Below are 25304 nucleotides of genomic sequence, written 5' to 3'. Positions count from 1 at the left end.
TTCTTGCTTCCTTCAGGAGAGGACTTACGCGACCGCTTCGTGCAGGCGGGACGCCTGCTTGTCCTTCAGCGGGCCGATGACCGACAGCGAGGGCCGCTGTCCCAGGATGTCGCGGGCGACCGAGCGCACGTCGTCCGGGGTCACCGACGCTATCTGGGCCAGCATGTCGTCGACGGACATCTGCTCGCCCCAGCACAGCTCGCTCTTGCCGATACGGTTCATCAGCGCGCCCGTGTCCTCGAGGCCCAGGACCGTCGAACCCCGGAGCTGGCCGATGGCGCGGCCGATCTCGTCGTCGGACAGGCCGTGCTCGGCGACGTGGTCGAGTTCGTCGCGGCAGATCTTGAGCACGTCGTGGACCTGCGAGGGCCTGCAGCCCGCGTACACGCCGAACAGGCCGCAGTCGGCGAACCCCGAGGTGTACGAGTACACGCTGTAGGCCAGGCCGCGCTTCTCGCGGACCTCCTGGAACAGGCGCGACGACATGCCGCCGCCGAGCGCCGTGTTCAGCACGCCGAGGGCCCAGCGGCGGTCGTCGGTGCGGGCGAGGCCCGGCATGCCGAGGACGACGTGTGCCTGTTCGGTCTTGCGGCCGAGGAGTTCGACGCGGCCCGCGGTGCGGATGGTGCGGCTGCCGTCGCGCGGAGCGATGGGGGCCGCCGCGTCGTTCTTGAAGGCGCCCGCCTTCTCGAAGGCCGCGCGGACCTGTCGTACGACCTTGTTGTGGTCGATGTTGCCGGCGGCCGCCACGACCAGGTGGGTCGGGTCGTAGTGCTTCTTGTAGAAGCGGCGGATGCGGTCCGCGGTGAGGGCGTTGACCGTGTCGACCGTGCCGAGGACCGGACGGCCGAGGGGATTGTCGCCGAACATCGTGTGCGCGAACAGGTCGTGCACACAGTCGCCCGGGTCGTCCTCGGTCATCGCGATCTCTTCGAGGATCGCGCCGCGCTCGACGTTGACGTCCTCTTCGAGTATCAGCGAGCCCGTGAGCATGTCACAGACGACGTCGATGGCGAGCGGGAGGTCGGTGTCGAGCACGCGCGCGTAGTAGCACGTGTACTCCTTGGCCGTGAACGCGTTCATCTCGCCGCCGACCGCGTCGATGGCGGAGGAGATGTCCAGCGCACTACGGCGGGTGGTGCCCTTGAAGAGCAGGTGCTCCAGGTAGTGCGTGGCGCCGTTCAGGGCCGGGGTCTCGTCGCGGGAGCCGACGTGTGCCCAGATGCCGAAGGTCGCGGAGCGGACCGAGGGCAGGGTCTCGGTGACGATGCGCAGGCCGCCCGGGAGGGTGGTCTTGCGGACCGTGCCGATGCCGTTCTCGCCCTTGATCAGGGTTTGGGTACGGGCGACGGCCCGCGCCTCCGAGGAGGTGCGGGCCGTCGCCTTGAAGCCACGGGGCGTCACTTGTCGCCGTCGTCCTTCTTGTCATCGTCGTTGTCTTCGCCCTCGATCACAGGGATCAGGGAGAGCTTGCCGCGGGAGTCGATCTCGGCGATCTCGACCTGGACCTTCTGGCCCACGCCGACGACGTCCTCGACGTTCTCCACGCGCTTGCCGCCCGCGAGCTTGCGGATCTGCGAGATGTGCAGCAGACCGTCCTTGCCCGGGAGCAGCGACACGAACGCACCGAAGGTCGTCGTCTTCACGACGGTGCCCAGGTAGCGCTCGCCGACCTCCGGCATGGTCGGGTTGGCGATGCCGTTGATCGTGGCGCGGGCGGCCTCGGCGGCCGGGCCGTCGGCGGCACCGATGTAGATGGTGCCGTCGTCCTCGATCGTGATCTCGGCGCCGGTGTCCTCCTGGATCTGGTTGATCATCTTGCCCTTGGGGCCGATGACCTCACCGATCTTGTCCACGGGGATCTTGACCGTGATGATCCGCGGGGCGTTCGGGGACATCTCGTCCGGCGTGTCGATCGCTTCCATCATCACGTCGAGGATGTGGAGGCGGGCGTCACGGGCCTGCTTGAGGGCGGCGGCCAGGACGGAGGCCGGGATGCCGTCCAGCTTGGTGTCCAGCTGGAGCGCGGTCACGAACTCCTTCGTGCCGGCGACCTTGAAGTCCATGTCGCCGAAGGCGTCCTCCGCACCGAGGATGTCGGTGAGGGTGACGTAGTGCGTCTCGCCCTCGATCTCCTGGGAGATCAGGCCCATGGCGATACCGGCGACGGGGGCCTTCAGCGGCACACCGGCGTTCAGCAGCGACATGGTGGAGGCGCAGACCGAGCCCATGGACGTCGAGCCGTTGGAGCTCAGCGCCTCGGAGACCTGGCGGATCGCGTAGGGGAACTCCTCGCGCGTCGGCAGCACCGGCACGAGGGCGCGCTCGGCGAGGGCGCCGTGGCCGATCTCGCGGCGCTTCGGGGAGCCGACACGGCCAGTCTCACCGGTGGAGTACGGCGGGAAGTTGTAGTTGTGCATGTAGCGCTTGCGGGTCACCGGGGAGAGGGTGTCCAGCTGCTGCTCCATGCGGAGCATGTTCAGGGTGGTGACGCCCAGGATCTGGGTCTCGCCACGCTCGAACACCGCGGAGCCGTGCACGCGCGGGATGGCCTCGACCTCGGCGGCCAGCGTGCGGATGTCGGTGACACCGCGGCCGTCGATGCGCTTCTTCTCCTTGATCACGCGCTCGCGGACCAGCTGCTTGGTGAGCGAGCGGTACGCGGCGGAGATCTCCTTCTCGCGGCCCTCGAACTCCGGCAGGAGCTTCTCGGCGGCGAGCGCCTTGACGCGGTCCAGCTCGGCCTCGCGCTCCTGCTTGCCGGCGATGGTCAGCGCGGAGGCGAGCTCCGGCTTGACGGCGCCGGTGAGCGCCTCCAGGACGTCGTCCTGGTAGTCGAGGAAGATCGGGAACTCGCCGGTCGGCTTGGCGGCCTTCGACGCGAGGTCGGCCTGGGCCTTGCAGAGCACCTTGATGAAGGGCTTCGCGGCTTCCAGACCGGCGGCGACGACCTCCTCGGTCGGCGCCTCGGCGCCGCCCTTGACGAGCTGGATGGTCTTCTCGGTGGCCTCGGCCTCGACCATCATGATCGCGACGTCGCCGTCCTCCAGGACGCGACCGGCGACGACCATGTCGAAGACGGCGTCCTCGAGCTCGGTGTGCGTCGGGAAGGCGACCCACTGGCCGTTGATCAGCGCGACGCGGACGCCGCCGATCGGGCCGGAGAAGGGCAGACCGGCCAGCTGCGTGGACGCGGACGCGGCGTTGATCGCCACGACGTCGTACAGGTGGTCGGGGTTGAGCGCCATGATCGTGGCGACGACCTGGATCTCGTTGCGCAGGCCCTTCTTGAAGGACGGGCGCAGCGGGCGGTCGATGAGGCGGCAGGTGAGGATCGCGTCCTCGGAGGGGCGGCCCTCACGGCGGAAGAAGCTGCCGGGGATCTTGCCGGCGGCGTACATCCGCTCCTCGACGTCCACCGTCAGGGGGAAGAAGTCGAGCTGGTCCTTGGGGTTCTTGGAGGCGGTGGTGGCCGACAGCACCATGGTGTCGTCGTCCAGGTACGCCACGGCGGAGCCGGCGGCCTGCTTGGCCAGGCGGCCCGTCTCGAAACGGATGGTGCGGGTGCCGAAGGAGCCGTTGTCGATGACGGCCTCGGCGTAGTGGGTCTCGTTCTCCACTAGCGTTTTCTCCGATACTTTTCGTCTTTTGTCCTTGTCTGCCCGTGTGGCAGGAGGACCGTCACGGAGAAGCGCTCCACTGGTGCGGGCCGGTCTTCGATCGAAGCACCCGGGGCTCACTTTCCCCCGGGGGCCACTACCGAGGACCGGCGGCGGCGAGGTGCGCTTCTCGCTGTGTCGTACGTATTGCGTTGTGCTACCACACTACAAAGGGGCAGTGACACTCCGCATGTTTCCGTGCGTACGGACGGTTCCGCACGTACGGCAAAGGGAGCGGTCCCGACCCTTCGGGAACCGCTCCCCCTGCACGGCGTCCTACTTGGCGCCCGCCGCACCACGGCGGATGCCGAGGCGGTCGACCAGCGCACGGAAGCGCTGGATGTCCTTCTTCGCCAGGTACTGCAGCAGGCGACGGCGCTGACCGACCAGGATCAGCAGACCACGGCGGGAGTGGTGGTCGTGCTTGTGGGTCTTGAGGTGCTCGGTCAGGTCCGAGATCCGGCGCGAGAGCATGGCGACCTGGACCTCGGGGGAGCCGGTGTCGCCCTCCTTCTGGCCGAACTCGGTGATGATCTGCTTCTTCGTAGCGGCGTCGAGCGACACTCGTACTCCTCGTAGTCTTCATGGATGCCACCGAGTGCCCCCGGTCTTTGTCTCGGGGGAGCTTCCGTTACTCGGGAGGCGGGGATCCGCTGGGCGCGGCCTCCAGGGCCTACAGGTGAACCTGCGGGGGCTCCGGGGGTGCGTACACAAACGGCCGTCACACAGGGTACCAGCCGGCGGGGACGCTACTTCACGGCCATGCTCTCGATGCCCAGGACGAGATACACCCACTTGGGCTGCCCCTCGGCGGGCCCGTCGACCTTCTTGACGCCGAAGAAGATGCGGCCGTCCTGGACGACGATGTCGTTGTAGTCCGTCATCGTCATCAGATCGGCCTCCTGAGGGAGGTCGAAGTAGAGGTACGGGGTCTCCGTGCCGGTCCGCGGGTCCAGGCCGACCAGCCCCGAGGGCATGACGTGCTGGTCGCTCACGCGTACGGCGAGGAGACTGCCGCCGCTCATCCGGACCGGGTAGAGGAGGGAGCCGGGGCCGGAGTCGTACTTCTTGGTGGTCTTCCCGGTCGCGAGGTCGAAGCCGATGATCCAGTTGGAGTTGATCAGCTCGCCCGAGTCCTTGCTGCGCAGGAAGACCTGGCCGTCGCTTACCGCGATGGTCGGGCAGTCGTCGGCGGTGAGGAAGTCGTCGTACGAGCACTCGCCGACGTAGGTGCCGTTCTGGAGGCGGATGACGGCGCGGGGCTTGCCCGAGGTGTCGAGGGAGAGCATCTCGGAGATGCCGATGCCGCCGGCCTGGACGGCCAGTACGGGCGGCTCCGCGGAGGGGATGTCGAGGTCGCGGATGCCCTTCGCGGCTGAGTAGGTCCACAGGACCTTGCCGGTTCTCGGGTCCACCTTGCGCGCCTTGTAGGTGGTGGCGTCCGTCGAGTCGGCGGGCGCCTTGTCGTTCCAGCACTGCTGGCGGACGAGCAAGGCGCCTCCGCCCGCTGCGCCCATGTCCTGGCAGGAGCCGTTGGAAATCGTCTCCCACGCGCGCGTGCCGTCCTTCATTCGGTACGCGTCCGTGCCGCCGCCCCAGGTGACGACGACCGTACCGTGCACCAGGGTCACGCTGGGGGTGTCCTGGACGTCGCCGCCCGTCGCCATGCCGTGGCCGTCGCCCAATTCGGACACGGGGAAGTCGCCGTCCCAGATCTCACGGCCGTCGTCGAGGTCGAAGAAGGCCACGTGGTTGCAGAAGGCGTTGCCGCGGTCGTTGGCCCGGAAGAGCACGGCGGTGCGGTTGTCGCCGGTGACGTGCCGGGTGTAGCCGCAGATCGGGCCGTCGAGGGGGAGCTTCCACTTCTCGTCGCCGGGGGCGGCGTCGGTGCCTATGCGCAGGCCGATGACGGTCTTGTTGATGCCCTTGGCGAGGATCTTGTCCGTGGCCCACATGCCGGGCATCTGGTAGTGCTCGCCCGGGCTGAGGTCGTCCACGGAGAAGCGGAAGGCCATCTTTCCGGTGGGGCTCGCGGGCTTCTTCTCGACGGTCTCCCGGACGTCGAGCGGTCCCTGGCGGGTGGCCTCCCCGTGCGAGGTCTTCGTGCCGCCGCCGGCGCCCCACAGGAGCCGGCCGCCGGTGCCGAGTGCCGCGACCAGTACGAGTGCGAGCAGCGCCAGGAGCCACTTCGGGCGGCTCTTCGGCCGTGGGGGCTCCGCGGGCGGGGCGGGCTGGGTGTACATGGGCGGGGGCGGGCCGAAGCTCACGCGTGGGTCCTTTTCCTGTGGGGTTTTCCTGTGAACGGGGTGCGGCTCCCGTTGCAGTGCTCACGCCGACGCCCCACGCCCTGCGTGCAGGGTGTGGGGCGTTCAGGTTTTTCGCCGGGAGGGGTCTCAGTTCCCGATGCCGCCGCGGACCTTGCCGTAGATGTCGAGGACCGCCAGGCAGACGGGGACCAGGGAGAGCAGGACCAGCGAGTCCGCGAGGTCGAGCATGCGGCCCCAGAACGGGGACAGCCCCTTCTGCGGCACGATCAGGGCGATCGCGATCAGGAGCAGCACACCGGCCGCGACCGAGGCGCCGAGCCACAGGGTCCGTACGTTGACCGGGCCGTGGTTGTTCTGGAGCAGCTGGATGATGATGTCGGCCGGCGGCGAGATCGCGAGGCCGAGGACCAGCAGGCCGAGCGTGATGACACCGGCCACGAACAGGCAGGTGACCTGGGCGGTGTAGCGGAACAGACGCGCCCGCAGCATCGCGGCGAGGCCGGTGAACAGGGCCAGCAGCTGGGCCCAGCCGCTGTCGCTGAAGCCGAGCACCGCGCCGCCCGCGCCGACGATGACGGCGGCGCAGCCCCCGACCAGACCGAGCAGCAGTTCGTGGCCGCGGCTGGTCTGGGCGACGATGCGCTGGACGTCGACGGCCTCGAGGTCGCCCTCCTGGCCGTCCCGGCGCGCCCTGGCCAGCTCCTCCGGGTTGCGGAAGCCGATCGGCAGCTTGGCGAAGCGGGCCGACCAGCCGGGCAGGAACCCGACGACGGCCAGGGCGACCACCGAGGTGCCCGCGGCGATCTCGCGCGGTGCCGCGTCGGTGAGCACACCGCAGAACACGGCGAGCGTGCCGATCGCGGAGGCCAGCGCGGCGGCCACGAACGGGGCGTCGCCCTGCGGCAGCAGCATGATCAGCACGACGGAGAACAGCAGTACGGCGACGCAGCCGACGAGGAACTGGAGCCTTCCGGGGCCTTCGTGCGCGCCCTGCGCGATGACGCCGGAGCCCGCGATGAGCGCGTGCGGCAGTGCCGAGATCCCGAGAGCGACGGCGGAGCCCCGGTCGTCGTACACCCGGGCCCGTACTCCGGCGAGTGCCGTGAGGCCCAGTGCGGTCACGCCCGCGAGGATGCCCTGCAGGCCGTGCATGTCGTGCCGGATCGGGTCCGCGAACCAGAAGACGAAGCCGAGCATGACGAGCAGCAGCGAACCGGCGACGAGGCCGGCCACCCGCATCAGGTTGTCGTTCCAGCTGCGGATGTCCTGCTTGACGGCGGCGGCGATGGCGTCCACGACGTCGTCGTGAACGGCCGGCGGCAGGGAGTCGGCGAAGGTCCGCAGCAGCAGCACCTCGCCGTCCCTGACCCGGTGCTCCAGCAACGAACGGCTCGCGTCGAGCACCTGACCCTCGCGGGTCACAAGGTGATAGCCGGCAAGACTGGTGTCCGACTGGACCAGGCCCGAGAGCCTGATGATCTCAGGAAAGAGGTCCTGGATCGGCAGGTCCTCCGGCAGCGCGACATCGACTCGGCTGTCCGGCGCTGCGATGGTGATTCGGCAGAAACCTGTCGAAGTCCCCGTGCTCACCTGGTGTTCCCCCTGCTAGACAAGGCTGCTTCATGCAGTTCGTACAACGCGAATCGCCACCCTATCCCTTGCCGTACGGGGTGTTGGGGCGCCCTCCCTCAATTCTCCCCGTACCCCCTCCGCATCTCCATCCTCCTGGCTCTCCTGCGGCCCGGGGGCATCAGTAGGATCGACGACTGCACGCGAAAGACGCCTACGCGAACGGGAACACGTCGCGGTACACGGGGGCGTCGATGCCAGGACGTTTCAATCACGAAGGATGAGTGCATCGGTGAGCGTCGTCATCATCAAACGGCCACCGCGGATACCACCCCCGGTGGTGCCGGACGGCGAGGTCAAACTGGAGACGCCCCCCGAGATCCCTCGTGAGGGCGACGAGAGCATGCTGATGAACCTGCTGCCCATGATGGGCATGCTGGGTTCCGTCGGGTTCTTCTTCATGCCCAACCTCCCCCCTTACATGAGGGTGGTCGGCGGGCTGATGCTCGCCTCGACGCTGGCCATGGCCATCGCGCAGTTCGCCAAGTCCCGGCAGGGCGGCGGCGCGGGGATGGCACAGGACCGTCGTGACTACTTCCGCTACCTGGAGCAGGTCCGCAAGGACGTGCACAAGACGGCGGAACTGCAGCGGCGCAGCCAGCTCTTCCAGCACCCGGACCCGGAGCAGCTGTGGGCGGTGGCGGCCGACGGCAAGCGACTGTGGGAGCGGCGCCCGACCGACGCGGACTTCGCCTCCGTACGGATCGGCCGCGGCGTCCAGCAGCTCAACACGCCGCTCGTGGCCCCGGACACGGCGCCCAAGGAGGAGCTGGAGCCGCTGACCGCGGCGGCCATGAAGGCGTTCCTCGACGCGCACGGCAGCCTGCACGACCTGCCGGTCTCCATCTCGCTGCGCGCCTTCTACCACGTGACGATCTGCGGCGACACGGACACCGTCTACGCCAACGCCCGCGCGACCATTTCCCAGTTGGCGACGCTGCACTCGCCGGAAGACCTGATGGTCGCCGTGGTGGCACACCCGTCCGCGGCGGCGGACTGGGACTGGATCAAGTGGCTGCCGCACAGCCAGCACCCGAAGGCCAAGGACGGAGCGGGCTCGTCCCGGCTCCTCTTCGACGACCTCGGGGAGCTGGAGGAGGCGCTGGCGGGCCAGCTGGACGACCGGCCCCGCTGGAACCGTGAAGCGACCCCCGTCTACGACCAGCCGCATCTGATCGTGGTCCTGGACGGCGGCACCGTGCCGCCGGACTCCGAACTCGCCAGTTCCGAAGGGCTCCAGGGCGTCACCTTCCTGGAGATCGCCCCGGGCGAGCTGGAGGAGGAGCTGCGTGCCGGTCTGACGGCGTATGTGAAGCCGGAGCGGATGCAGCTGTTCGTCGGCCACGAGTCGGCGTACACCGGCAAGGCCGATGTGCTGAACCCGGAGCAGGCCGAGTCCCTGGCCCGGCAGCTGGCGCCCTTCCGGGTCGGTTCCGCGGAGGAGGGCGAACCCCTTCTGTCCAACCTGGACTTCACCGATCTCATGGGCATCGGGGACGCGGGCACCGTCGAGGTCTCCCGCACCTGGCGGCCGCGGACGCTGCACGAGCGGCTGCGGGTGCCGATCGGCGTCGGCGAGAACGGCGAGCCGGTCATGCTGGACCTCAAGGAGGCCTCGCAGGAGGGCATGGGCCCGCACGGCCTGTGTGTCGGTGCGACCGGTTCCGGCAAGTCCGAGGTGCTGCGCACGCTGGTGCTCGGTCTCGCGGTGACGCACTCCTCGGAGACGCTGAACTTCATCCTCGCGGACTTCAAGGGCGGTGCGACCTTCGCGGGCATGGCGGACATGCCGCACACCGCGGCCGTGATCACCAACCTCGCGGACGACCTCACCCTCGTCGACCGCATGCGCGACTCGATCATGGGTGAGACGCAGCGCCGCCAGGAGCTGCTGCGCTCGGCCGGCAACTACGCCAACCTGCACGACTACGAGAAGGCCCGGGCCGCCGGCGCCGCCCTCGAACCGATGGCGTCGCTGGTGATCGTGCTCGACGAGTTCTCCGAACTCCTCACCGCCAAGCCCGACTTCATCGACATGTTCATCCAGATCGGCCGTATCGGCCGTTCGCTGGGCATCCACCTGCTCCTGGCCTCGCAGCGCCTGGAGGAGGGCAAGCTGCGCGGCCTGGACACCTATCTGTCGTACCGGATCGGTCTGCGGACCTTCTCCGCCGCCGAGTCGCGTACGGCGATCGGTGTGCCGGACGCCTACCACCTGCCGTCGATCCCCGGTTCCGGTTATCTGCGTTACGACACCGACACCATGGTCCGCTTCAAGGCGGCATACGTGTCGGGGCCGTACCACGGCGAGGGCCCTTCCCGGGTGCACCGCTCGACGCAGCTGCGGCCCGCGCTGTTCACGGCGGAGCATGTGGCGCTGCCCCCGCAGCCGGTGATCGAGGAGCCGGAGCCCGACAACCGCGTGGACGACGCGCTCGCCGACACCGTCCTCGACGTCCTCGTCGGCCGGATGGTCAACCAGGGGCCGCCCGCCCACCAGGTATGGCTGCCCCCGCTGGAGGAGGCGCCCTCGCTGGAGCAGCTCCTCCCTCAGCTCGCCGTCTCCCCGGAGCGCGGCCTGACCGCGCCCGACTACACGGCGCTCGGCCGGCTCAACGTGCCGGTCGGCCTGGTGGACAAGCCGTTCGAGCAGCGGCGCGACGTGCTGTACCGGGACTTCTCCGGCGGTGCGGGCCACGGTCTGTTCGTCGGCGGTCCGCAGTCCGGCAAGTCGACGCTGCTGCGTTCGCTCATCTCCTCGTTCGCCCTCACCCACACCCCGTCCGAAGTGCAGTTCTACTGCCTGGACTTCGGCGGTGGCACGCTGATCGCGATGGAGGACCTGGCGCACGTCGGCGGGGTCGCCAACCGTCTCGACGCCGAGAAGGTGCGCCGTACGGTCAGCGAGGTCGAGGGGATCCTGAACGCGCGCGAGGAGTACTTCCGCGCGAACAACGTCGACTCGATCCAGACCTACCGGCAGCGCCGGGCCGCGGGCCATCTGCCCGACCAGATCTGGGGTGACGTCTTCCTCGTCATCGACGGCTGGGCCACCTTCAAGACGGACTACGAGATGCTGGAGTCCACCGTCACGGAGATCGCGACGCGCGGTCTCGGCTTCGGTGTGCACGTGATCCTGACCGCGAGCCGCTACACCGAGGTGCGTCCCGCGCTCAAGGACATGCTGCAGAACCGCATCGAGCTCCGGCTGGGTGACCCGACGGAGTCGGAGGTCGACCGCAAGGTCGCGCAGAACGTCCCGGCCGCGGTGCCGGGCCGTGGTCTGACGCAGGACAAGCTGCACTTCATGACCGCGCTGCCCCGGGTCGACGGCTCCTCGGCGACCGAGGACCTCTCCGAGGCGACGTCGATCCTCATCCGCGGCATCAACGACAACTGGCAGGGCAACCACGCCCCGGCCGTACGGCTGCTGCCCACGCTGCTGTCCTCGGATCGGCTGCCCAAGGGGTTCGAGCACCCGGACCGCGGTGTCGCCATCGGTATCGACGAGTCGTCGCTCGCGCCGGTCTTCGTCGACTTCGAGACGGACCCGCTGTTCATCGTGTTCGGTGAGAGCGAGTCCGGTAAGTCCGCGATGCTGCGGCTGCTCGTCAAGCAGATCACCGAGCGGTACACGCCGGACCAGGCGAAGATCGTCATGGGCGACTACCGGCGTGCGCACCTGGAGGGTGTGCCCGACTCGCACCTGTCGCGGTACTGCGCCTCGGCGCCGGCCCTGACGGAGACGCTGGAGGGCCTGGCCGGTTCGATGCACCGGCGTATGCCGGGCCCGGACGTCACGCCCGAGCAGCTGCGCAACCGCAGCTGGTACAGCAGCCCGGACGCGTTCGTCATCGTCGACGACTACGACCTGGTGGCGACCGGCGTGAACCCGCTGGCCCCGCTCCTGGAGTACCTGCCGTTCGCCCGTGACGTCGGTCTGCGCATCATCATCGCGCGCTCCTCGGGCGGTGCCAGCAGGTCGCTGTACGAGCCCGTGATGCAGCGGATGCGCGAGCTCGGCGCCCAGGGTCTGGTGCTCTCCGGCGACCGGTCGGAGGGTGCGCTGCTCGGCAACATCACGGCGTCCCAGCTGCCGCCCGGCCGCGGGTACTTCCACACGCGGCGACGCGGTGGACAGCTGATCCAGACGGGCTGGCTGCCGGCCCGGTTCTGAGCGGCGACTGCTGCGGCACAAGGGGGGCGGTACCCGCGCGGGTGCCGCCCCCCTTGTGTCAGTGGGGGCCGCTATGGTGGCGTTGCCAGTGAAAACGAGAGAAAAGACAAGCCACGGGGGGCAGTTGTGTCGTCGGACTTCATGGACTCCGATCCCAAGGTCCTCAAGACCGAGGGCTTCAACATGTACTCGGTCGGCCAGGACTTCTCGAAGGCCGTGAAGGCCCTTCAGGACGGACTGACCGCGCTGGAGGGCACGGGCACCCCGCCCTGGGGTGACGACGACATCGGCGAGAAGTTCGGCGTCGCCTACACGGGTCTGCGCGACGGCATGTACCAGTCGATGGGCAGCCTGGCGGAGCGGCTGGCGGGGATGGGGATCGCGTTCACCAAGATGGGCGTGGCACACGAGCAGAACGAGGCCGACCAGCTGGACATCTGGAAGGCGACGACCACCGAGTACGACGGCCAGGTGAAACTCCCGCCCGGTGTAGCACAGGGCACGTTCACCAAGGCGCAGAACACCTGATCCCGTACCGGATGTGCGGTAGCCGACGGCACGGGCAGCACCCGCGCAAGTAGGGTGAGTCGAGTTCGTCGTCACATGTCAGGAAGAGGCCCCGCAGCATGACCGAGGTACGGAACAACGGGATCGAGACTCCGGCCGAGATCAAGGCGCGCAAGGAGCGGGAGCGGGACGAGCTGTACGCCCTCGACATCTCGGGGGTCGAGTGGCACAGCGCCCCCGGCACCGAGGAGGACGAGGAGCGCGTCGAGATCGCGTACCTGCCCGAGGGCGCGGTGGCCATGCGCTCCTCCCTCGACCCCGACACCGTGCTGCGGTACACCGAGGCGGAGTGGCGGGCGTTCGTACTCGGGGCGCGGGACGGCGAGTTCGACCTGGAGCCGGCGCCGCACAACGGCGGGGTGCCGGCGGACCGGGCCGAGTAGTACGGGGCCGGGGTTCCGTCTCGGTCACCACTCCGCCCGGCGCCTAAGATCGGCGTCGTACGCGAAGGCGTCCGCGATGGCGGAGGACGGGGACCCATGACCGGCTCGACCGAGGACTACGCACCGCACCCGCACACAGGCGGCCGGACCGCCGCGCTGCGCGCGCTCGCCGTATGGCGCACGGCTGCGCCCGACGCTCCGCGCGTGGTCGTGCTCACCGGCAGCTCCGGCAGCGGGCGTTCGCGGCTGGTCACCGGATTCCTGATGCTGTGCGACGCGGAGTTCCGGGGGCGGCTGCCGCTGGACGAGATGGATCCGTCGACGGTGCCGCCGGAGCTGCCCGCCCCGGCGGTCCCGGCTCCTGACGGGCTGACCGCGGCCCAGGTCCTGTGGCTGCTCGCCGACCACTACGAGCTGAAGGCCACCAGCACCGAGGAGGTGTTCGCCGAGCTCGCCGCGCTCGACGAGCCGGTGACCGTCGTCGTACCGGACGTCGATCGGGCCGGTCCGGTACGTGCCGCGGGCGAGCCCGCACGGCTCGTACGCGAGGTGCTGGCGCCCCTGGCCGCCACCGGGACGGTCCGGCTGCTGGCCGAGGTGGATCGCCCCCTGGCCGCCGAGCTGGCCGCGGGGCTGCCGCCCGGCAGTGTGCAGGTCATCGATCTCGACGAGCCGCAGTGGGCCGACCCCGAGGCCCTGGTGCTGCACGCCCAGGCGGCGCTGAATCCGGCGTTCGGCGCACCGGAGCTGCCGTTCACCGTCGATCCCGCCGCCCGGCTCGCCCTGGGGGCGGCCATCGGCCGCCGGGCCGGGACCAGTCCGCTGGTCGTCCAACTCGCCGTCCACTGCGCCTTGATGGCCCCCGAGGGCTTCGACCCGGCCGACGAGAGCCATCTGCCGGCCTCCGTCGGCGAGGCCCTCGACCTGCATGCCCGGCGGCTCGGCGCCGACCCGCAGACGCTGCGGCTGATGCTGGCGCCGCTCGCCCTGGCCGAGGCCGACGGCATCCCGGTGCACCTGTGGACCCGGCTGGCGAGCGCAGTCGCGGGGCAGGACATGAGCCGGGCCTTCGCGGACGGGATGCTGCTCGCCGGACCCTTCGTGCAACCCGAAGAACAGGAAGGGGACGACGGGCGTACGTTGCTGCGGCTGCTGCACCCGGCCGTCGGCGCCGAGATCCGGGCAGGCCTGCCGAGCGTCCGAGCGGCCCAGACACAGATCGCGATGGCCCTGCTGGAGGCAGTGCCGGACCAGGACTGGAGCAAGGCCGACCCGTACGTGCGCGACCACATTGCGGGCCACACCCTGGAGGCGGGCCTGCTGCCCCAACTCCTCACCGATCCAGGGCTGTTCGTGCATGCCGACCCGGTGTCGCTGCGCGCCGCCGTGGAGGCGGTCCCGACCGGGGAACTCGGCGCACCGGCCCGTACGTACCTGCGTACGGCACCCCTGCTGACCCGCACGCAGGTTTCCGTCGTACTGCGCGCCGCCCTGCTGGAGACGGCGTTCGTCGAGGACGGCCTGCCCGAGTACGCCGATGCCATCCGCGGCCGGCTCGGCCTCGACCTGCCCTGGCAGACGCTGTGGAGCCTGCCGGTCCCCGGTGTCAGCGCCGTGACGGTCGGCAGCCTGCCCCGGCCCGAGGGCGCGCCCACCCCCGTCGCCGTCCTTGCCGTACCTGCCGGCACGCCCGGCGCGCGCCCCCTCGGGGAGTCCGACTCTTCCGCGGTGCTCGTCCACCACCTCGTACAACCGGACGAGGTCGGCGACCTCGATCCCGGGCAGATCCTGCGCCCCTCCGAGGAGGAGCGGGCCGCCGCCCCGCTCGGCCTGAGCCGCGGCGCCGACTACCTGCGGGTCTGGGACCGGGCGAGCCAGGAGGTCGTGGCCGCGCTGATCTCCGACACACCCTTCACCGCTGCCGACCTGTCCCCCGACGGCATCCTCGTCGTCTCGACCGAGCGCGGGGCGAAGGCCCTGCGGATCCGTCCGGCGGCCCCGGCGATAGCCTCGTAGCAACACCCGTCCCAGACGTTCGACCACTCACGTCGACCAGTCGTCCCGACCCGTCTCGACCAGTCATTTTCGAAGGAGTCTCCCCTTGACCAGCCAGGAGCAGGCGGCGGCGCAGGGCGCGAGCGCGCCCGCCGGTGCCCGTCCGGTCACCGGCCCGGGCAACACCGCCGTCTTCACCTATGTCGACCCGGCGAACGGCGAGGAGACCACCCTCTTCAAGAACTCCGGCCCGGGCCTTCCGCCCGCCGAGTACCAGGCGTGGGCCGACCTGCGGCGGTTGAACGTCCCCGTCGACAGTGTCGTCGCCGTCCACACCGACCTGCGTCCGAGCCTGCTCCCCGGCGGCTACACGTCCGAACTGCTCAGCTCCTTCCGCAACGCCGAGCTCTCCTGCTCGCAGACCTACGGAGCCCGTCCCGAGGAGCGCGCGGAGGGTGTCGCGGCGCTGGTCGCGCAGGTCGAGATGCTGCACCAGGTCGCGGGCCGGCAGCCACCGCCGCGCCCGCACCGACTGCCGGTGCCGACCCGGGTGGCGCCCGCGGAACCGATGCGGGACGTGGCCCTCGGCCGGCACCTCGTCGAGGTCTTCGGCGAGGACGGCGTACGCCGCTACGCCGCCGACGACGTCGCCGAGAGTCCGCTGCCCGAGACCGCCAAGGCCACCCTCACCTGGGCGGGGCTCCCCGCCGACCTTCCTCTGTTCTTCACCGCCGACCAGCCCGACAGCCCTCCGCGCGGCGGTCTGTTCACGGACGTCGCCACGAATCTGCGCGAGCGCCGGAGCCCGGCCGGCGAGGAGAAGATCGGAGTTCTGGCGCACCTGGCCCGGATCGGCTACGACGGGGTCGCGGTGATCGCCGTGCAGTGCCTGCCCGGCACGACGGAACCGGACGGCCTCGGCGCGCTGTGGGCCGTGGACCCGGTCACCGCCGACTGCCGCTACGTCAACGTCTCGGCGGCGGCCTTCGCGCGCTCCCTGGCGCTGCTCACGACCGTACGGCGGCGGATGCAGGGCCTCGACCCGGTCGCGGCCGGCGCCGAAGTGGCGGCGCTGCAGGAGCAGTTGGTGGCCGTCGACGCGTCCGCGCTGGCCAACGCTGAGACCTGGTGGTCGCTGATCGTCGAGCAGATGTGGCATGGGTTGTTCTGACCGGTTCCGGTCGGCCCTCTGGAATTCCCCACCGAGCGAAACGAGGAGAGAACCCGTGACCTCCGACAACCCGGCCCCGCCGACCACCCCCGAGCAGGCCGTCGAGATCGTCCGCGACCGCTACGCGGAGCCCAAGCTGCCGGACGGCACCCCCGCCGAGCTGCGCGTCGAGGAATTCGACATCGGCTACCTGGTGTACGCGGTGTTCCCGCCGGTCACGGACGCCGCCGGCCGGCCACAGCCCGCCCCGCCCGGCGGCAGCAAGATCGTCGTCTCGAAGGAGACCGGCGAGACCGTCACCGTCCCCAACTACCCGACCGAGGCGGCCATCGCGCTGTACCGCCGGCAACGCCAGTGACCAGCGGCGAGCAGTGATCAGTACAGCGAGAATCCGCCGCTGTGCCGGCCCTGGTTCCGCTTCCCCGAGCGCGAGGCCTCGCCCAGCGGACGCTTCGGCTCGGACGGCTCCGAGGAGGGGTCCGCGTCCGTCAGCGGCTCGCCGTGCCTGATCCGGTCGCGCTCCTCGTCCGAGAGCGACTCCCACTGGCCGCGCAAGGAGGCCATGCCACCGCCCAGGGCGTGCGCCACCCCGGGGTCGTCCAGGGCGTCACGCAGGGGCAGGCGGCCGGAGAGCAGCTTCTTCGCCGCATCCTGCAGGTCACTGCTGACGCCTTCGGTCTCGGTCAGCTTGCGCAGGGCCGAGTTCAGCGAACGAATCTGTTCCGGTTCGAGCGCCTCGTCCAGAACACCGCGGTCCGTCGAAGTGCCCTGCGGGTCGGGTGAGTTCTCCGGTCGGCCGGTCATGTCGCGTCTCCTCGCTGCCCTCGTCTCACGGACACCCGAAGTATCCCCCGTCACTTACGGACGCCATGCTGCCCCCCACCGGTCCCGTCCGCTGCGAGGGCACCTTCGCGTCCGACGACGGCAGGAGCACGCGGCATGATCGGCGTGGGGCCGGCGGGAGCCGGGGTATCGTTCCTGCTCAGCGACTTTGTATGACCGGAGCGCCGGAGGACGGCCCTCGCCGGTCAACTTCTCGTCGAACTCTGTTCGTTCAGTCAGCCACGCAGTCAACCACGGGGTCCCCCAGGCATGTCGACGCCTCCTCCGCAGTACCCGAACCAGCAGCCGTACGGGCAGCCGCAGCAGCCGTACGGATACCCGCAGCAGCCGCAGGCTCCGTACGGATACCCGCAGCAGCCGCAACCTCAGCCGCCTCAGCGTGGACCTCAACGCCCGCAGCCGGGCGGGCCGTTGCGGGTTGCGAAGGCCATCGCCATGGTCGTCGTGCTCTTCGGTGGCGTTGGCTACTACGTCTGGGACTACAACACCAGCCCCACGGGCGGCAAGGCGAGGGCGGAGGCTTCGGCGTCCGCGTCCGCCGCGGCTCACGACCCCGAGATCGGCGACTGCGTCAAGGTCAAGGATCCCAAGGGCGAACCGGTGACGACGGTCGTCGACTGCGGCTCTCCCGAGGCCGAGTACAAACTGGGTGAGATGGTCCCTGGCGCGAACATGGACTGCGGCTCCGAGTACGACTACGGCATCCAGTACCACCGCCGGACAAGCGGCTACACCTTGTGCTTCACCAAGGTCTGAGCTGGTCCGTGCTGCGCCGTAGGACCTGCAACGGTTTTGTGACAGCAACACCCTGAAGTTGCGGGTGGGTGAGTCCGTAAACTTTGCGAACGGCTGTACTCCTGCGTGACTTCCCTTGACGGATGAGGGAGTTGTACGGCCGTGTCGTCTGACGGGGGTGCTTTCTGCTGTGTCGATGATGCTGCCGGACGAGCTCGAGTGGGTTCTCGAGATGCTCGGCTACAACTGGCCGACGGCGGACGAGGACAAACTCAAGGACTCGGCCAAGCTGTGGCGGAAGTTCGGCGACGACGTCACCGAGCTGCACACCACGGCGAACCTCAGCGCCGGCCAGGTGGTCGCGCACAACGCCGGCGAGTCGATCGACGCGTTCACGAAGACCTACAAGAAGTTCGACGGCGGAGGCGGCGACGGCTACCTGGGCAACGCCGCCCAGGCCGCCTACCTCATCGCGAACGTGATGGAGGCCTGCGCCTACATCGTCGAGCTCGCGAAGTGGGCGGTGATCGCCCAGCTGATCGCCCTGGCCATCGAGATCGCCGCCGCCCAGGCCGCCGCGCCCTTCACCTTCGGCCTCTCCGAGGTCGGCGCGCTGGGGGCGACCCAGGTCACCCGGCTGATCGTGCGCCGCCTCCTCGACGAGCTCAAGGAGGCGCTGCTCAACGCGATCGTCGAGGCGATGAAGGAGCCCGCGATCTCGATGATCGAGGCGATCATCACCGACCTGATCCGCCAGACGGTGAACGTCGGCTTCGGCGCCCAGGAGGGCTACGACCTCGGCGCGACCGTCAAGGCCGGCGCCGACAGCGCCTGGGACGCCATCAAGCAGACCCCGCAGACCCTCGCCGAGGGCGTCCGCGACAGCCTGGGCGAGAAGGCCGGGCACCGCGCGCACCATGCCATCGACAGCCGGATCGACGGTCATGGCGGGGGTTCTGAGGGCGGGCACGGGGATGGAGACGGCGACTCCGACTCGTCCGATGGCGACGGGGACTCCAACGCTTCCGACGGTGACAGGGGCTCCAACTCATCGGACGGTGAGGGGAGTTCAGATTCGTCTTCCGATTCGTCCTCCAGTTCCTCCTCCGACTCGTCTTCGTCCAGCTCCGACTCCAGCTCCCACTCCAACGGCTCCGACTCGTCGGGGTCTGATTCCTCGGCGTCGACCCGGGCGGGCAGCAACACCGGAGTGAACATCGGCGGCGGCATATCCGCCGACACCGGCGGCAACGGCATCGGCGCGCCGGATCTCGGAGCGGGGCCGGGCTCGGACTCCGGATCGGGCTCCGACTCGGGGGCCGGGGCCGACTCCGGGGCGTCGAGGCCGACGCTCTCCCACTCGGGTCCGACGCTGTCCGACTTCGACGATCCCTCGCCCAGCGGAGCGTCGTCCGGTGGCTCGGACTCCGGGGGCGCGTCCGACGGTCCGAGTGCCTCCGGTCCGTCCCACTCCGGCGGCGGCTCTCCGGTGTCCGGCATTGCCTCGCCGACCGTGCATTCCGTGTCGGCCTCCGCTCCGTCAGGGGGGACTTCTCCGTCGCCGTCGACGGGCGGCCACGGCGGAATAAGCACCAACATCGACAGCCTGGCCGCCAGCACCCCCACCCACACCAACGCGGCGCCCACACCCTCTCCGACGACCGGTGATCCGTCCTCCAGCGGCGGGGGCGGGGGCCGGGCCGACGGTGGGTCCGGCATGCCTACGTCGCCCGTGGCGCCCTCTACGGCGGGTGGGATGGGCGGCGGCTCGCATCACAGCGGGGGCACGTCCGGCAGCAGCACGTCGTCCGGGGGGAGCCCTAGCAGTCCTACGCCCAACTCCGCGGCGGCGAGGACCACTTCAGCCACAACGTCCGGTACGACGTCCCCCACGGGGTCGGGGCCGGCCTCCACGCCGAGTCCGACGTCGCCTTCGACGCCGCGGAGCACCACGACCGCGTCGGCATCAGCGACGGCGGATGGTCGCGTTGCCGGTGGAGCGGGGATCCGTGTTTCCGGTACGGGTGACGGGCGCGTTCCCGGTACTCCGGACGGCCGTACTCCTGGCCCTTCGGACGGGCGGACTCCTGGCACGCCGGACGGACGGATACCGACCCAGCGCACGCCCGGGAGCTCGACGCCGGGTGACGGTACGACGCCGAGGAGCACGCCGGGCGACGGTACGACCTCCCGCGACACCCCTGGTACCAGGCCGGGCGACGGCACCACGCCCCGCAACACCACGCCGGGCGACGGCACCACGCCTCGCAACACCCCCGGCACGAGGCCCGGCGACAGCACCACGCCCCGCAGCACCACGGACCCGACCGGCAGCACTCGTACCAACATCCCGGGCCAGAACTCGAACACCGGCACCTCGAACCAGAACCCGTCGTCGACCCCGAGGACCACCTCGCCGTCCACCGGCACCTCCACGTCGACGCCCTCCACATCGACCGGCTCCGGTTCGGACCGCAACTCGACACCGAGCGACGGCACCTCGAACTCGTCGACGCCGAGCGGCCGTACGAGCTCGTCGGGCAACAGCCCCACCACGCAGGGCACACCCGGTACGTCCGGCACCCAGAACCAGCCGGGGTCGAACACCGGCACCGGCTCGACTCCCAACAGGCCGTCGCAGCCGGCGGGTGGCACGCCGAACACCCCGAACACCCCCAACGCCCCGCAGCAGCCGGCCGCACACCCCAACGGGCCGTCGCAGAACACCGCGCCGAACAACCCCCAGCAACAGCAGCACCAGGTGACCCCGGTCCCGGTCCACACTCCCATCCGCGTCCCGGGCGCCTCGGCGTCGCCGTCCCATGCGTCGGGAAGTGCCACGCCCCATGCGCCGGGCTCGCCCCAGGCCACGCCCGGCGACCCCAGTCACCAGCAACACCCGCAGCAGGACAGCCTGCAGGACATCCGCTCCGACCTGGACCACTACCCGGGCGGCCTCACCGAACCCGACCCCGCCGACCAGCAAGCGCTGGACAACGCCGTCCCGCGCAACGAGGACGGCACCCCGCAGCGCCACCCGGACCCGTTCGGCAACTGGTCCCAGCTGCAGAACGACGGCGGCAGCACCGTCCCCGGCCGCAGCAACAACTGCGCGGACTGCTCCCGGTCGTTTCTGGAGACCTGGTACGGCAATCCCCAGGTCTCGGCACCGCGCACGCTCGACCTCGACGAACATGGCAAGCCGAACCTCTGGTCCCCCGAGCACAACGCGAACGACAACCAGATCCGCTGGGCCGGTGCCGCCCACACCTACGCCGGCCCGGGCAACAACCCCGACACCGCCAACAACATCGCCTCCACCCTTCAGCAGGCCGGCCCCGGCTCCGCGGCGATCGTCCAGGTCGACTGGCCCGGTGGCGGCGGCCACGCCTTCAACGTCGTCAATCACAACGGCAACATCGTCTGGGTCGACACCCAGAGCGGAGAGGTCAGCCACGCTCCCCTCCACATCGACCAGGCCACCCACGTCTGGCACATCCCGTTGGACGCCAACGGCCACCCGATAGACACCTCGCAGCCCCACACGCAGGACTCCGAGAGCCACGACGACGCGACGCAGGCCGAGACCAACGACGCGTCCCAGCCGGAGAACTCCGAGAGCAACGAGCAACCGGAGAACGGCCAGAACGCCCAGAACGACGTCTCGGGCGACACCCCGAAGCAGGGCGACGACACCGAATCAGGGGACAACTCCCCCAAGTCGGCGGACCAGGCGACACCAGACGCATCGAACAACGCGGACCCCACTAAGCCGTCGACGGCAGAACCCAACACGTCGCCGGATCCGAAGAACACGGCGCCGGACCCGACGGTCGGCGAGCGCGCAAACGAGAACGGCGGACTCGAGGGCGAGAGCGACAGCCCGTCCGAACGGGACAGCACGCATGACGGCCACAAGCCGTCCCAGGACACTCCGGAAGGCCGACAGCCTTCCCCGGACGACAGCAACACGGGCCGTCAGCAACAACCGGAGCAGTCCCGCGAGACCCCCTCGGCACAGAACCGCCCGACCCCGGCCGAGACACCGACCAACCCGCACCAGCAGTCGCACCAGAACGAGGCGACCCACCCCGACGAGCAGAGCCACATCCCCGACAAGGCATCCGAGCAGCCGACGACGACGCAGAGTCCGTCCCGGACCGATGACTCTCCGGAACCGCGGCAGTCGCCCGCCCACCTCGCACCCGACCCCGCGGACAACGGCACCCCGGGCAGCTCCACGACTCCCACCCGGCCCGAGGCGGGCACCCCGCACGACCCCAGGACCAACCCGGAAACAGACACCACGGATCGTGGGGATCGGCGGCTACCGGCCGACCCGGCTGGTCAGCAACAGCACGGCAAAGACAGCGATGGCAAGGAGTCGGACGACGGCGACGGTTCAGGGGCAAAGGAGAAGAAGGCAGGCTTCGAACCTCATCCGGACGACTCACATCCACGCCTGGAACGTGAGCCAGGTGACAGCACCACCCTGCGGAGCGGCCTGCCGCCGGACGACGCACAGGTGAGAGTTCGGGAAACCAATCCTGTATTCCGGTTGCAGCACGACGAGGTCGACCATCAGCTGCAGGAATGGGCGAAGAACGGACAGCTCGCCCATGTCCTGCGAGTTGCGTCCGGCCAGGACCAGGACCCGAATACGTCTCCAGACCGGCCCAGGACCTTCACAGCAGAAGGACTGAACAAGGTTCTGCCGGGATTCTCGTCCCTGAACCGCGGCGAAAGAATGCTGGTCATCTCCACACTGGCCCGCCTCAGCCACTCGGCTCACGAACAGTACGGCGTGAACAGCAATCCGATGGACAACGGCCAGGGATCCGAAGGCGTGGCCAAGCACAAGAGGATCGGCCAGCCCGTCAGAGCCCTGATGGAGAGTTTCGGTAACCCAACGAAGCACAAGCCGGATCTGACCCAACGCAATTTTGCAGTCGTGGAGATCCAGCGGAACGACGGAACGGTCGAGTATGTGACGGACTCCTCGTTTCCGAATCGGAAGGGCGTTACCGGACTGCACTCGGAACGACATCTCGCCGACTGGATCGACGACGTCAACAAGGCTTACAAGCAAACCGGGCACGAATACACGATCACGTCCTTGTACACCGAACGCGAGCCATGCGGTGACAAGAAGGGCGGACTGAAGAGCGCCAACTGTTCGGACCTGCTGGGCAAACAACTGGCCGGCGTTCCGGTCTACTACAGCACCACTTACCGGGCCGACCAGGCGGTGGATGAACAACGAGCGGATCTGAGGAAGCAACTACAGGAACAACGCAGGGGTGAACTCGGCCTGGGCCCAAGACAGCCCCTTCCCAAACAGGTGAAGAGTGACATCGACCGCCAGATCGGGAATGCGTTCCCGTCCACTCCCGCCGAGAAGGAACGCGACCAAGAGATCAAGGAACGAGTCAATAAGGTCAGAGACCTGTGGAAGACAATCGCCCCGAGTCTCTAGAGTGGTCGCAATGTCCGTAATGCGAGACACCTCACTGAAAGTCAGCAGGGTCAGCCATGAGTCCTGAGATGCCCAACCCGTCACCTGTATCGCCGGAACAGGCCCTGGCCGAACTGACGGAGTGGCAGCGAGACGAGACTCGCGGAGTCGCCGAACTGGCCGGCCCCCCGGACTCGGGGCGGACCCGGACACTGCGCCGGCTGAACGAGGCTGCTCCCCACGCGATCTTCCTGGATGCCACCGGCCTGACCTCGGAAGACCTCATCGCGGAAGTCATGGGGGCAGCGGGGCTGAATGTGCCAGATGAGCGCCGCGCCGACTGGGGTCACGCTCTGCGAAAATCGTCCTTCGTGGGCAACTTGGTCGTCATCGCCAACGCCCAGCGCGCAGGCCGCACCCGGCGCTCCTCTGAACCTGATCGGATGGTGCACCGCTTCGCAGTCGACCTGGCCGTGGCCGGCCAGGTGAAGGTCCTGATCGAACGGGACCTGCCCGACGTCAGGAGATGGCACAGGAACCGGGTGGTGACCCTCCAGTCGGCCAAGGAAAGGAAGGCGCCGGAGAACCAGCTCGGCGACGCTGCCACCGAGGCGTTGCGAGCCCTCGCTCTGGCCGAAGTGCGCCATGTCCCACTGACCGTCTGGAGGGCACTTGCCCACGCCCTGGAATCACAGACGGGCCGACCCGTCGATGTGACCACTGCCCTGCAGGCCGCAAGGAACCTGCTCGAGACAGATGCCGACGACCGGATCTCCTTCAGCGACGAACGCATCGCGGAAGCCTTCCGGCGCAGCACTGAACCCGAAGTCCTTCATGCGGTCAACGTGACATTCGTCGAGTGGCTACGGAGCCAGCCTCCGTCAGACGCAACGGGCCGATATCTGGCGCAGGGGCTGGCCATGCACGCTGTGCAGGCCGGCCAGTTCGATTCCGTACAGCGCTCCGGTCGTCTCGTGGCCCACCTCGACCAGGTCGCCCTGATCGACGCAGCCCATTGCGACGACGGCTACCGGATCGATTACGACTCCCCCGCTGGAGATGCGGTCAATCTGTGGATGTCCGGCGTCGATTCCCTGCCGCAGGGCGAATGGGCGTCCTGGCTCCACCTCATGAGTACAGTGCGCGGCGACCAGGAGACTGCAACCGACATCGCTGCTTCCGGACAGCAACTTCCGTGGCGGGTGCGCTGGGCACACTGGCGGCCACCGGGTGGCATGAGCGCCGCTTTCATCCGGCCCGGCCCACTGAGCGGTCTCACCATTGCTCCCGATGACTACTGCCCCGGGCGAACGGCAGTGGTCGCCCAGGGTGACTGGGACCGGCGGTACCGCGTATGGGATGCCGAGAGCGGTGAGGCACTTGCAGGTCCCTGGCCAGGCTCTGTGCCCGCGCCCGGAATGCACGAGCCGCTCTGGCTGCCCGACACCGACCGTGATGTCACCCCCACATGGGTCGACCTGACCGAGTACGACTCCTTGGGCGCTGCTTTTCTCTCTGAGCGGGTAACTGTAGGCGCTCTCACCGTGGTCACCGGCCTCGGCGGCATCTTCGCTGTCGAGTCCACCGGCTCCGAGGAAACGCCTGTGCTCAGTAGAGTTCACGGTGAGCCGATGTTCGATGACGGCAACTTCGTCTGTGCTCTGCAGGACAGAACGGCACCACCCCGAGGTACCTACGACCCCGACCTCTTCGAACCGGGCGTCGTGCGTCGCCTGCCTGCCGAGAGACTTCCAGACGGTCTCACAGATGCGGAGGCACGCCGTTTCCTCACCGTTGTCGGCCTGCCTGCTTTCGAAGGCGTCGAGATGATGCTTGCGGCTCTGGACGAACACGGCTTGCCTCAGCTGGATACCGAAAGTCTCCCCGCCGGTGTCCTGCAGGGGACGTACTACAGGCTGGGTGTGTGGGGCGGCGGAGAGGTTGTTCTCCACGGTTCCACGGGCCGGGTCTTTCTGCTCTCCGATGGCCTTTCGAGCAATGCCGACTACGACTACGACGACGAAGACGAATTCGAGGACCTGGAGGATGACGGCCTCGATGAAGAGGGGAACTCCGAAGAAGGAGGCGGCCAAGCCGAGTTGATCGCCGGCAGTCTTGCATCGTTCATCGATCTGCTCCAGCACTATGCCGTCTCCCGGTGCATGCTGGCATCGGCGGGCAGCAGGCATGAACGTGAGGCGATCAGGAACGACTTGGAGCTCTCGCTGTCCAGCATCGACGAACCGGGCACCGCTTCGGGCACGTGGATGGCCGACTTCCAGGAGACGGACTGAGCCGCCGGGTGATCGGCTCGTCCGTCATGGTTCACCGCTTCCCGTTGAGGACCGCCACGGCATCGCGGTGCTTGAGACGGACGCGGACGTACTGGGCACCACGGCGCGCAGCCCGTAGGACTTGAACGC

At 69.1% G+C, this 25304-nt stretch carries 15 protein-coding genes; 9 read left to right on the top strand and 6 right to left on the bottom strand.

What is annotated here, in order from left to right; all coding sequences use genetic code 11:
- Nucleotides 1-24: 24 nt before the first annotated feature.
- From IH68_RS0138455 to eccD, 5 genes are all read right to left on the bottom strand, one after another.
- Nucleotides 25-1404, bottom strand: coding sequence for a M16 family metallopeptidase (locus tag IH68_RS0138455; RefSeq protein WP_030945097.1), 1380 nt, complete (start codon nucleotides 1402-1404; stop codon nucleotides 25-27).
- Entirely contained in the window at nucleotides 1401-3620 is a 2220-nt protein-coding gene (locus tag IH68_RS0138450; RefSeq protein ID WP_030945094.1) for a polyribonucleotide nucleotidyltransferase, read from the bottom strand. The genes IH68_RS0138455 and IH68_RS0138450 overlap by 4 nt, the downstream gene beginning before the upstream one ends.
- Nucleotides 3621-3935: 315 nt before the next feature.
- Nucleotides 3936-4223, bottom strand: coding sequence for a 30S ribosomal protein S15 (rpsO, locus tag IH68_RS0138445; RefSeq protein ID WP_030945091.1), 288 nt, complete (start codon nucleotides 4221-4223; stop codon nucleotides 3936-3938).
- A gap of 185 nt (nucleotides 4224-4408) precedes the next feature.
- Nucleotides 4409-5926 (bottom strand): PQQ-binding-like beta-propeller repeat protein, encoded by a 1518-nt coding sequence (locus IH68_RS0138440; RefSeq protein WP_030945088.1) that lies wholly within the window; start codon nucleotides 5924-5926, stop codon nucleotides 4409-4411.
- A gap of 126 nt (nucleotides 5927-6052) precedes the next feature.
- Entirely contained in the window at nucleotides 6053-7516 is a 1464-nt protein-coding gene (eccD, locus tag IH68_RS0138435) for a type VII secretion integral membrane protein EccD (protein WP_030945085.1), read from the bottom strand.
- Between the two features lie 271 nt (nucleotides 7517-7787).
- Here eccD and IH68_RS0138430 point away from each other — a divergent pair, with 271 nt between their 5' ends.
- The 6 genes from IH68_RS0138430 (at nucleotide 7788) to IH68_RS0138405 (ending at nucleotide 16206) form a co-directional block, all read left to right on the top strand.
- Nucleotides 7788-11732: a type VII secretion protein EccC gene (locus IH68_RS0138430; protein ID WP_030945083.1), complete on the top strand. Its 3945-nt coding sequence runs from the start codon at nucleotides 7788-7790 to the stop codon at nucleotides 11730-11732.
- A gap of 141 nt (nucleotides 11733-11873) precedes the next feature.
- Nucleotides 11874-12260 (top strand): hypothetical protein, encoded by a 387-nt coding sequence (locus IH68_RS52090; protein WP_063763582.1) that lies wholly within the window; start codon nucleotides 11874-11876, stop codon nucleotides 12258-12260.
- Between the two features lie 98 nt (nucleotides 12261-12358).
- Entirely contained in the window at nucleotides 12359-12682 is a 324-nt protein-coding gene (locus IH68_RS0138420; RefSeq protein ID WP_030945077.1) for a DUF397 domain-containing protein, read from the top strand.
- Nucleotides 12683-12778: 96 nt separating this feature from the next.
- Complete coding sequence (locus IH68_RS0138415; protein WP_030945074.1) at nucleotides 12779-14698, top strand: hypothetical protein; 1920 nt, start codon at nucleotides 12779-12781, stop codon at nucleotides 14696-14698.
- Nucleotides 14699-14783: 85 nt separating this feature from the next.
- Nucleotides 14784-15848, top strand: a complete 1065-nt coding sequence (locus IH68_RS0138410) for an SUKH-4 family immunity protein (RefSeq protein WP_051833955.1) — start codon at nucleotides 14784-14786, stop codon at nucleotides 15846-15848.
- 55 nt (nucleotides 15849-15903) lie between these two features.
- Nucleotides 15904-16206, top strand: a complete 303-nt coding sequence (locus tag IH68_RS0138405) for a hypothetical protein (protein WP_030945067.1) — start codon at nucleotides 15904-15906, stop codon at nucleotides 16204-16206.
- Between the two features lie 17 nt (nucleotides 16207-16223).
- On the opposite strand, the gene IH68_RS52085 is transcribed toward IH68_RS0138405, so the two are convergent.
- Nucleotides 16224-16652, bottom strand: a complete 429-nt coding sequence (locus IH68_RS52085; protein WP_051833954.1) for a hypothetical protein — start codon at nucleotides 16650-16652, stop codon at nucleotides 16224-16226.
- 288 nt (nucleotides 16653-16940) lie between these two features.
- On the opposite strand from IH68_RS52085, the gene IH68_RS0138395 reads away from it, so the two are divergent.
- The 3 genes from IH68_RS0138395 to IH68_RS0138385 all read left to right on the top strand — a co-directional run bounded on the left by IH68_RS0138395 (nucleotide 16941) and on the right by IH68_RS0138385 (nucleotide 25175).
- Entirely contained in the window at nucleotides 16941-17447 is a 507-nt protein-coding gene (locus IH68_RS0138395) for an LppU/SCO3897 family protein (RefSeq protein WP_030945063.1), read from the top strand.
- Nucleotides 17448-17622: 175 nt separating this feature from the next.
- A complete protein-coding gene (locus IH68_RS0138390; RefSeq protein WP_159403801.1) occupies nucleotides 17623-22902 on the top strand; it encodes a toxin glutamine deamidase domain-containing protein in 5280 nt (1759 codons plus the stop codon).
- A gap of 56 nt (nucleotides 22903-22958) precedes the next feature.
- Nucleotides 22959-25175 (top strand): SUKH-4 family immunity protein, encoded by a 2217-nt coding sequence (locus IH68_RS0138385; RefSeq protein ID WP_078912800.1) that lies wholly within the window; start codon nucleotides 22959-22961, stop codon nucleotides 25173-25175.
- Nucleotides 25176-25304: the final 129 nt, after the last annotated feature.

Source organism: Streptomyces sp. NRRL S-646 (assembly GCF_000720765.1).
Classification (GTDB): domain Bacteria; phylum Actinomycetota; class Actinomycetes; order Streptomycetales; family Streptomycetaceae; genus Streptomyces.
Note: the sequence above shows the minus strand (reverse complement) of the source record. Positions and strands in the feature narration are given on the sequence as shown.

Excerpts from the sequence above, each read along its gene's own strand:
- IH68_RS52090 (WP_063763582.1), top strand. The coding sequence starts at position 11,874 with ATGGACTCCGATCCCAAGGTCCTCAAGACCGAGGGCTTCAACATGTAC.
- IH68_RS0138420 (WP_030945077.1), top strand. The coding sequence starts at position 12,359 with ATGACCGAGGTACGGAACAACGGGATCGAGACTCCGGCCGAGATCAAG.
- IH68_RS0138415 (WP_030945074.1), top strand. The coding sequence starts at position 12,779 with ATGACCGGCTCGACCGAGGACTACGCACCGCACCCGCACACAGGCGGC.
- IH68_RS52085 (WP_051833954.1), bottom strand. The coding sequence starts at position 16,652 with ATGACCGGCCGACCGGAGAACTCACCCGACCCGCAGGGCACTTCGACG.
- IH68_RS0138395 (WP_030945063.1), top strand. The coding sequence starts at position 16,941 with ATGTCGACGCCTCCTCCGCAGTACCCGAACCAGCAGCCGTACGGGCAG.
- IH68_RS0138390 (WP_159403801.1), top strand. The coding sequence starts at position 17,623 with ATGATGCTGCCGGACGAGCTCGAGTGGGTTCTCGAGATGCTCGGCTAC.
- IH68_RS0138385 (WP_078912800.1), top strand. The coding sequence starts at position 22,959 with ATGAGTCCTGAGATGCCCAACCCGTCACCTGTATCGCCGGAACAGGCC.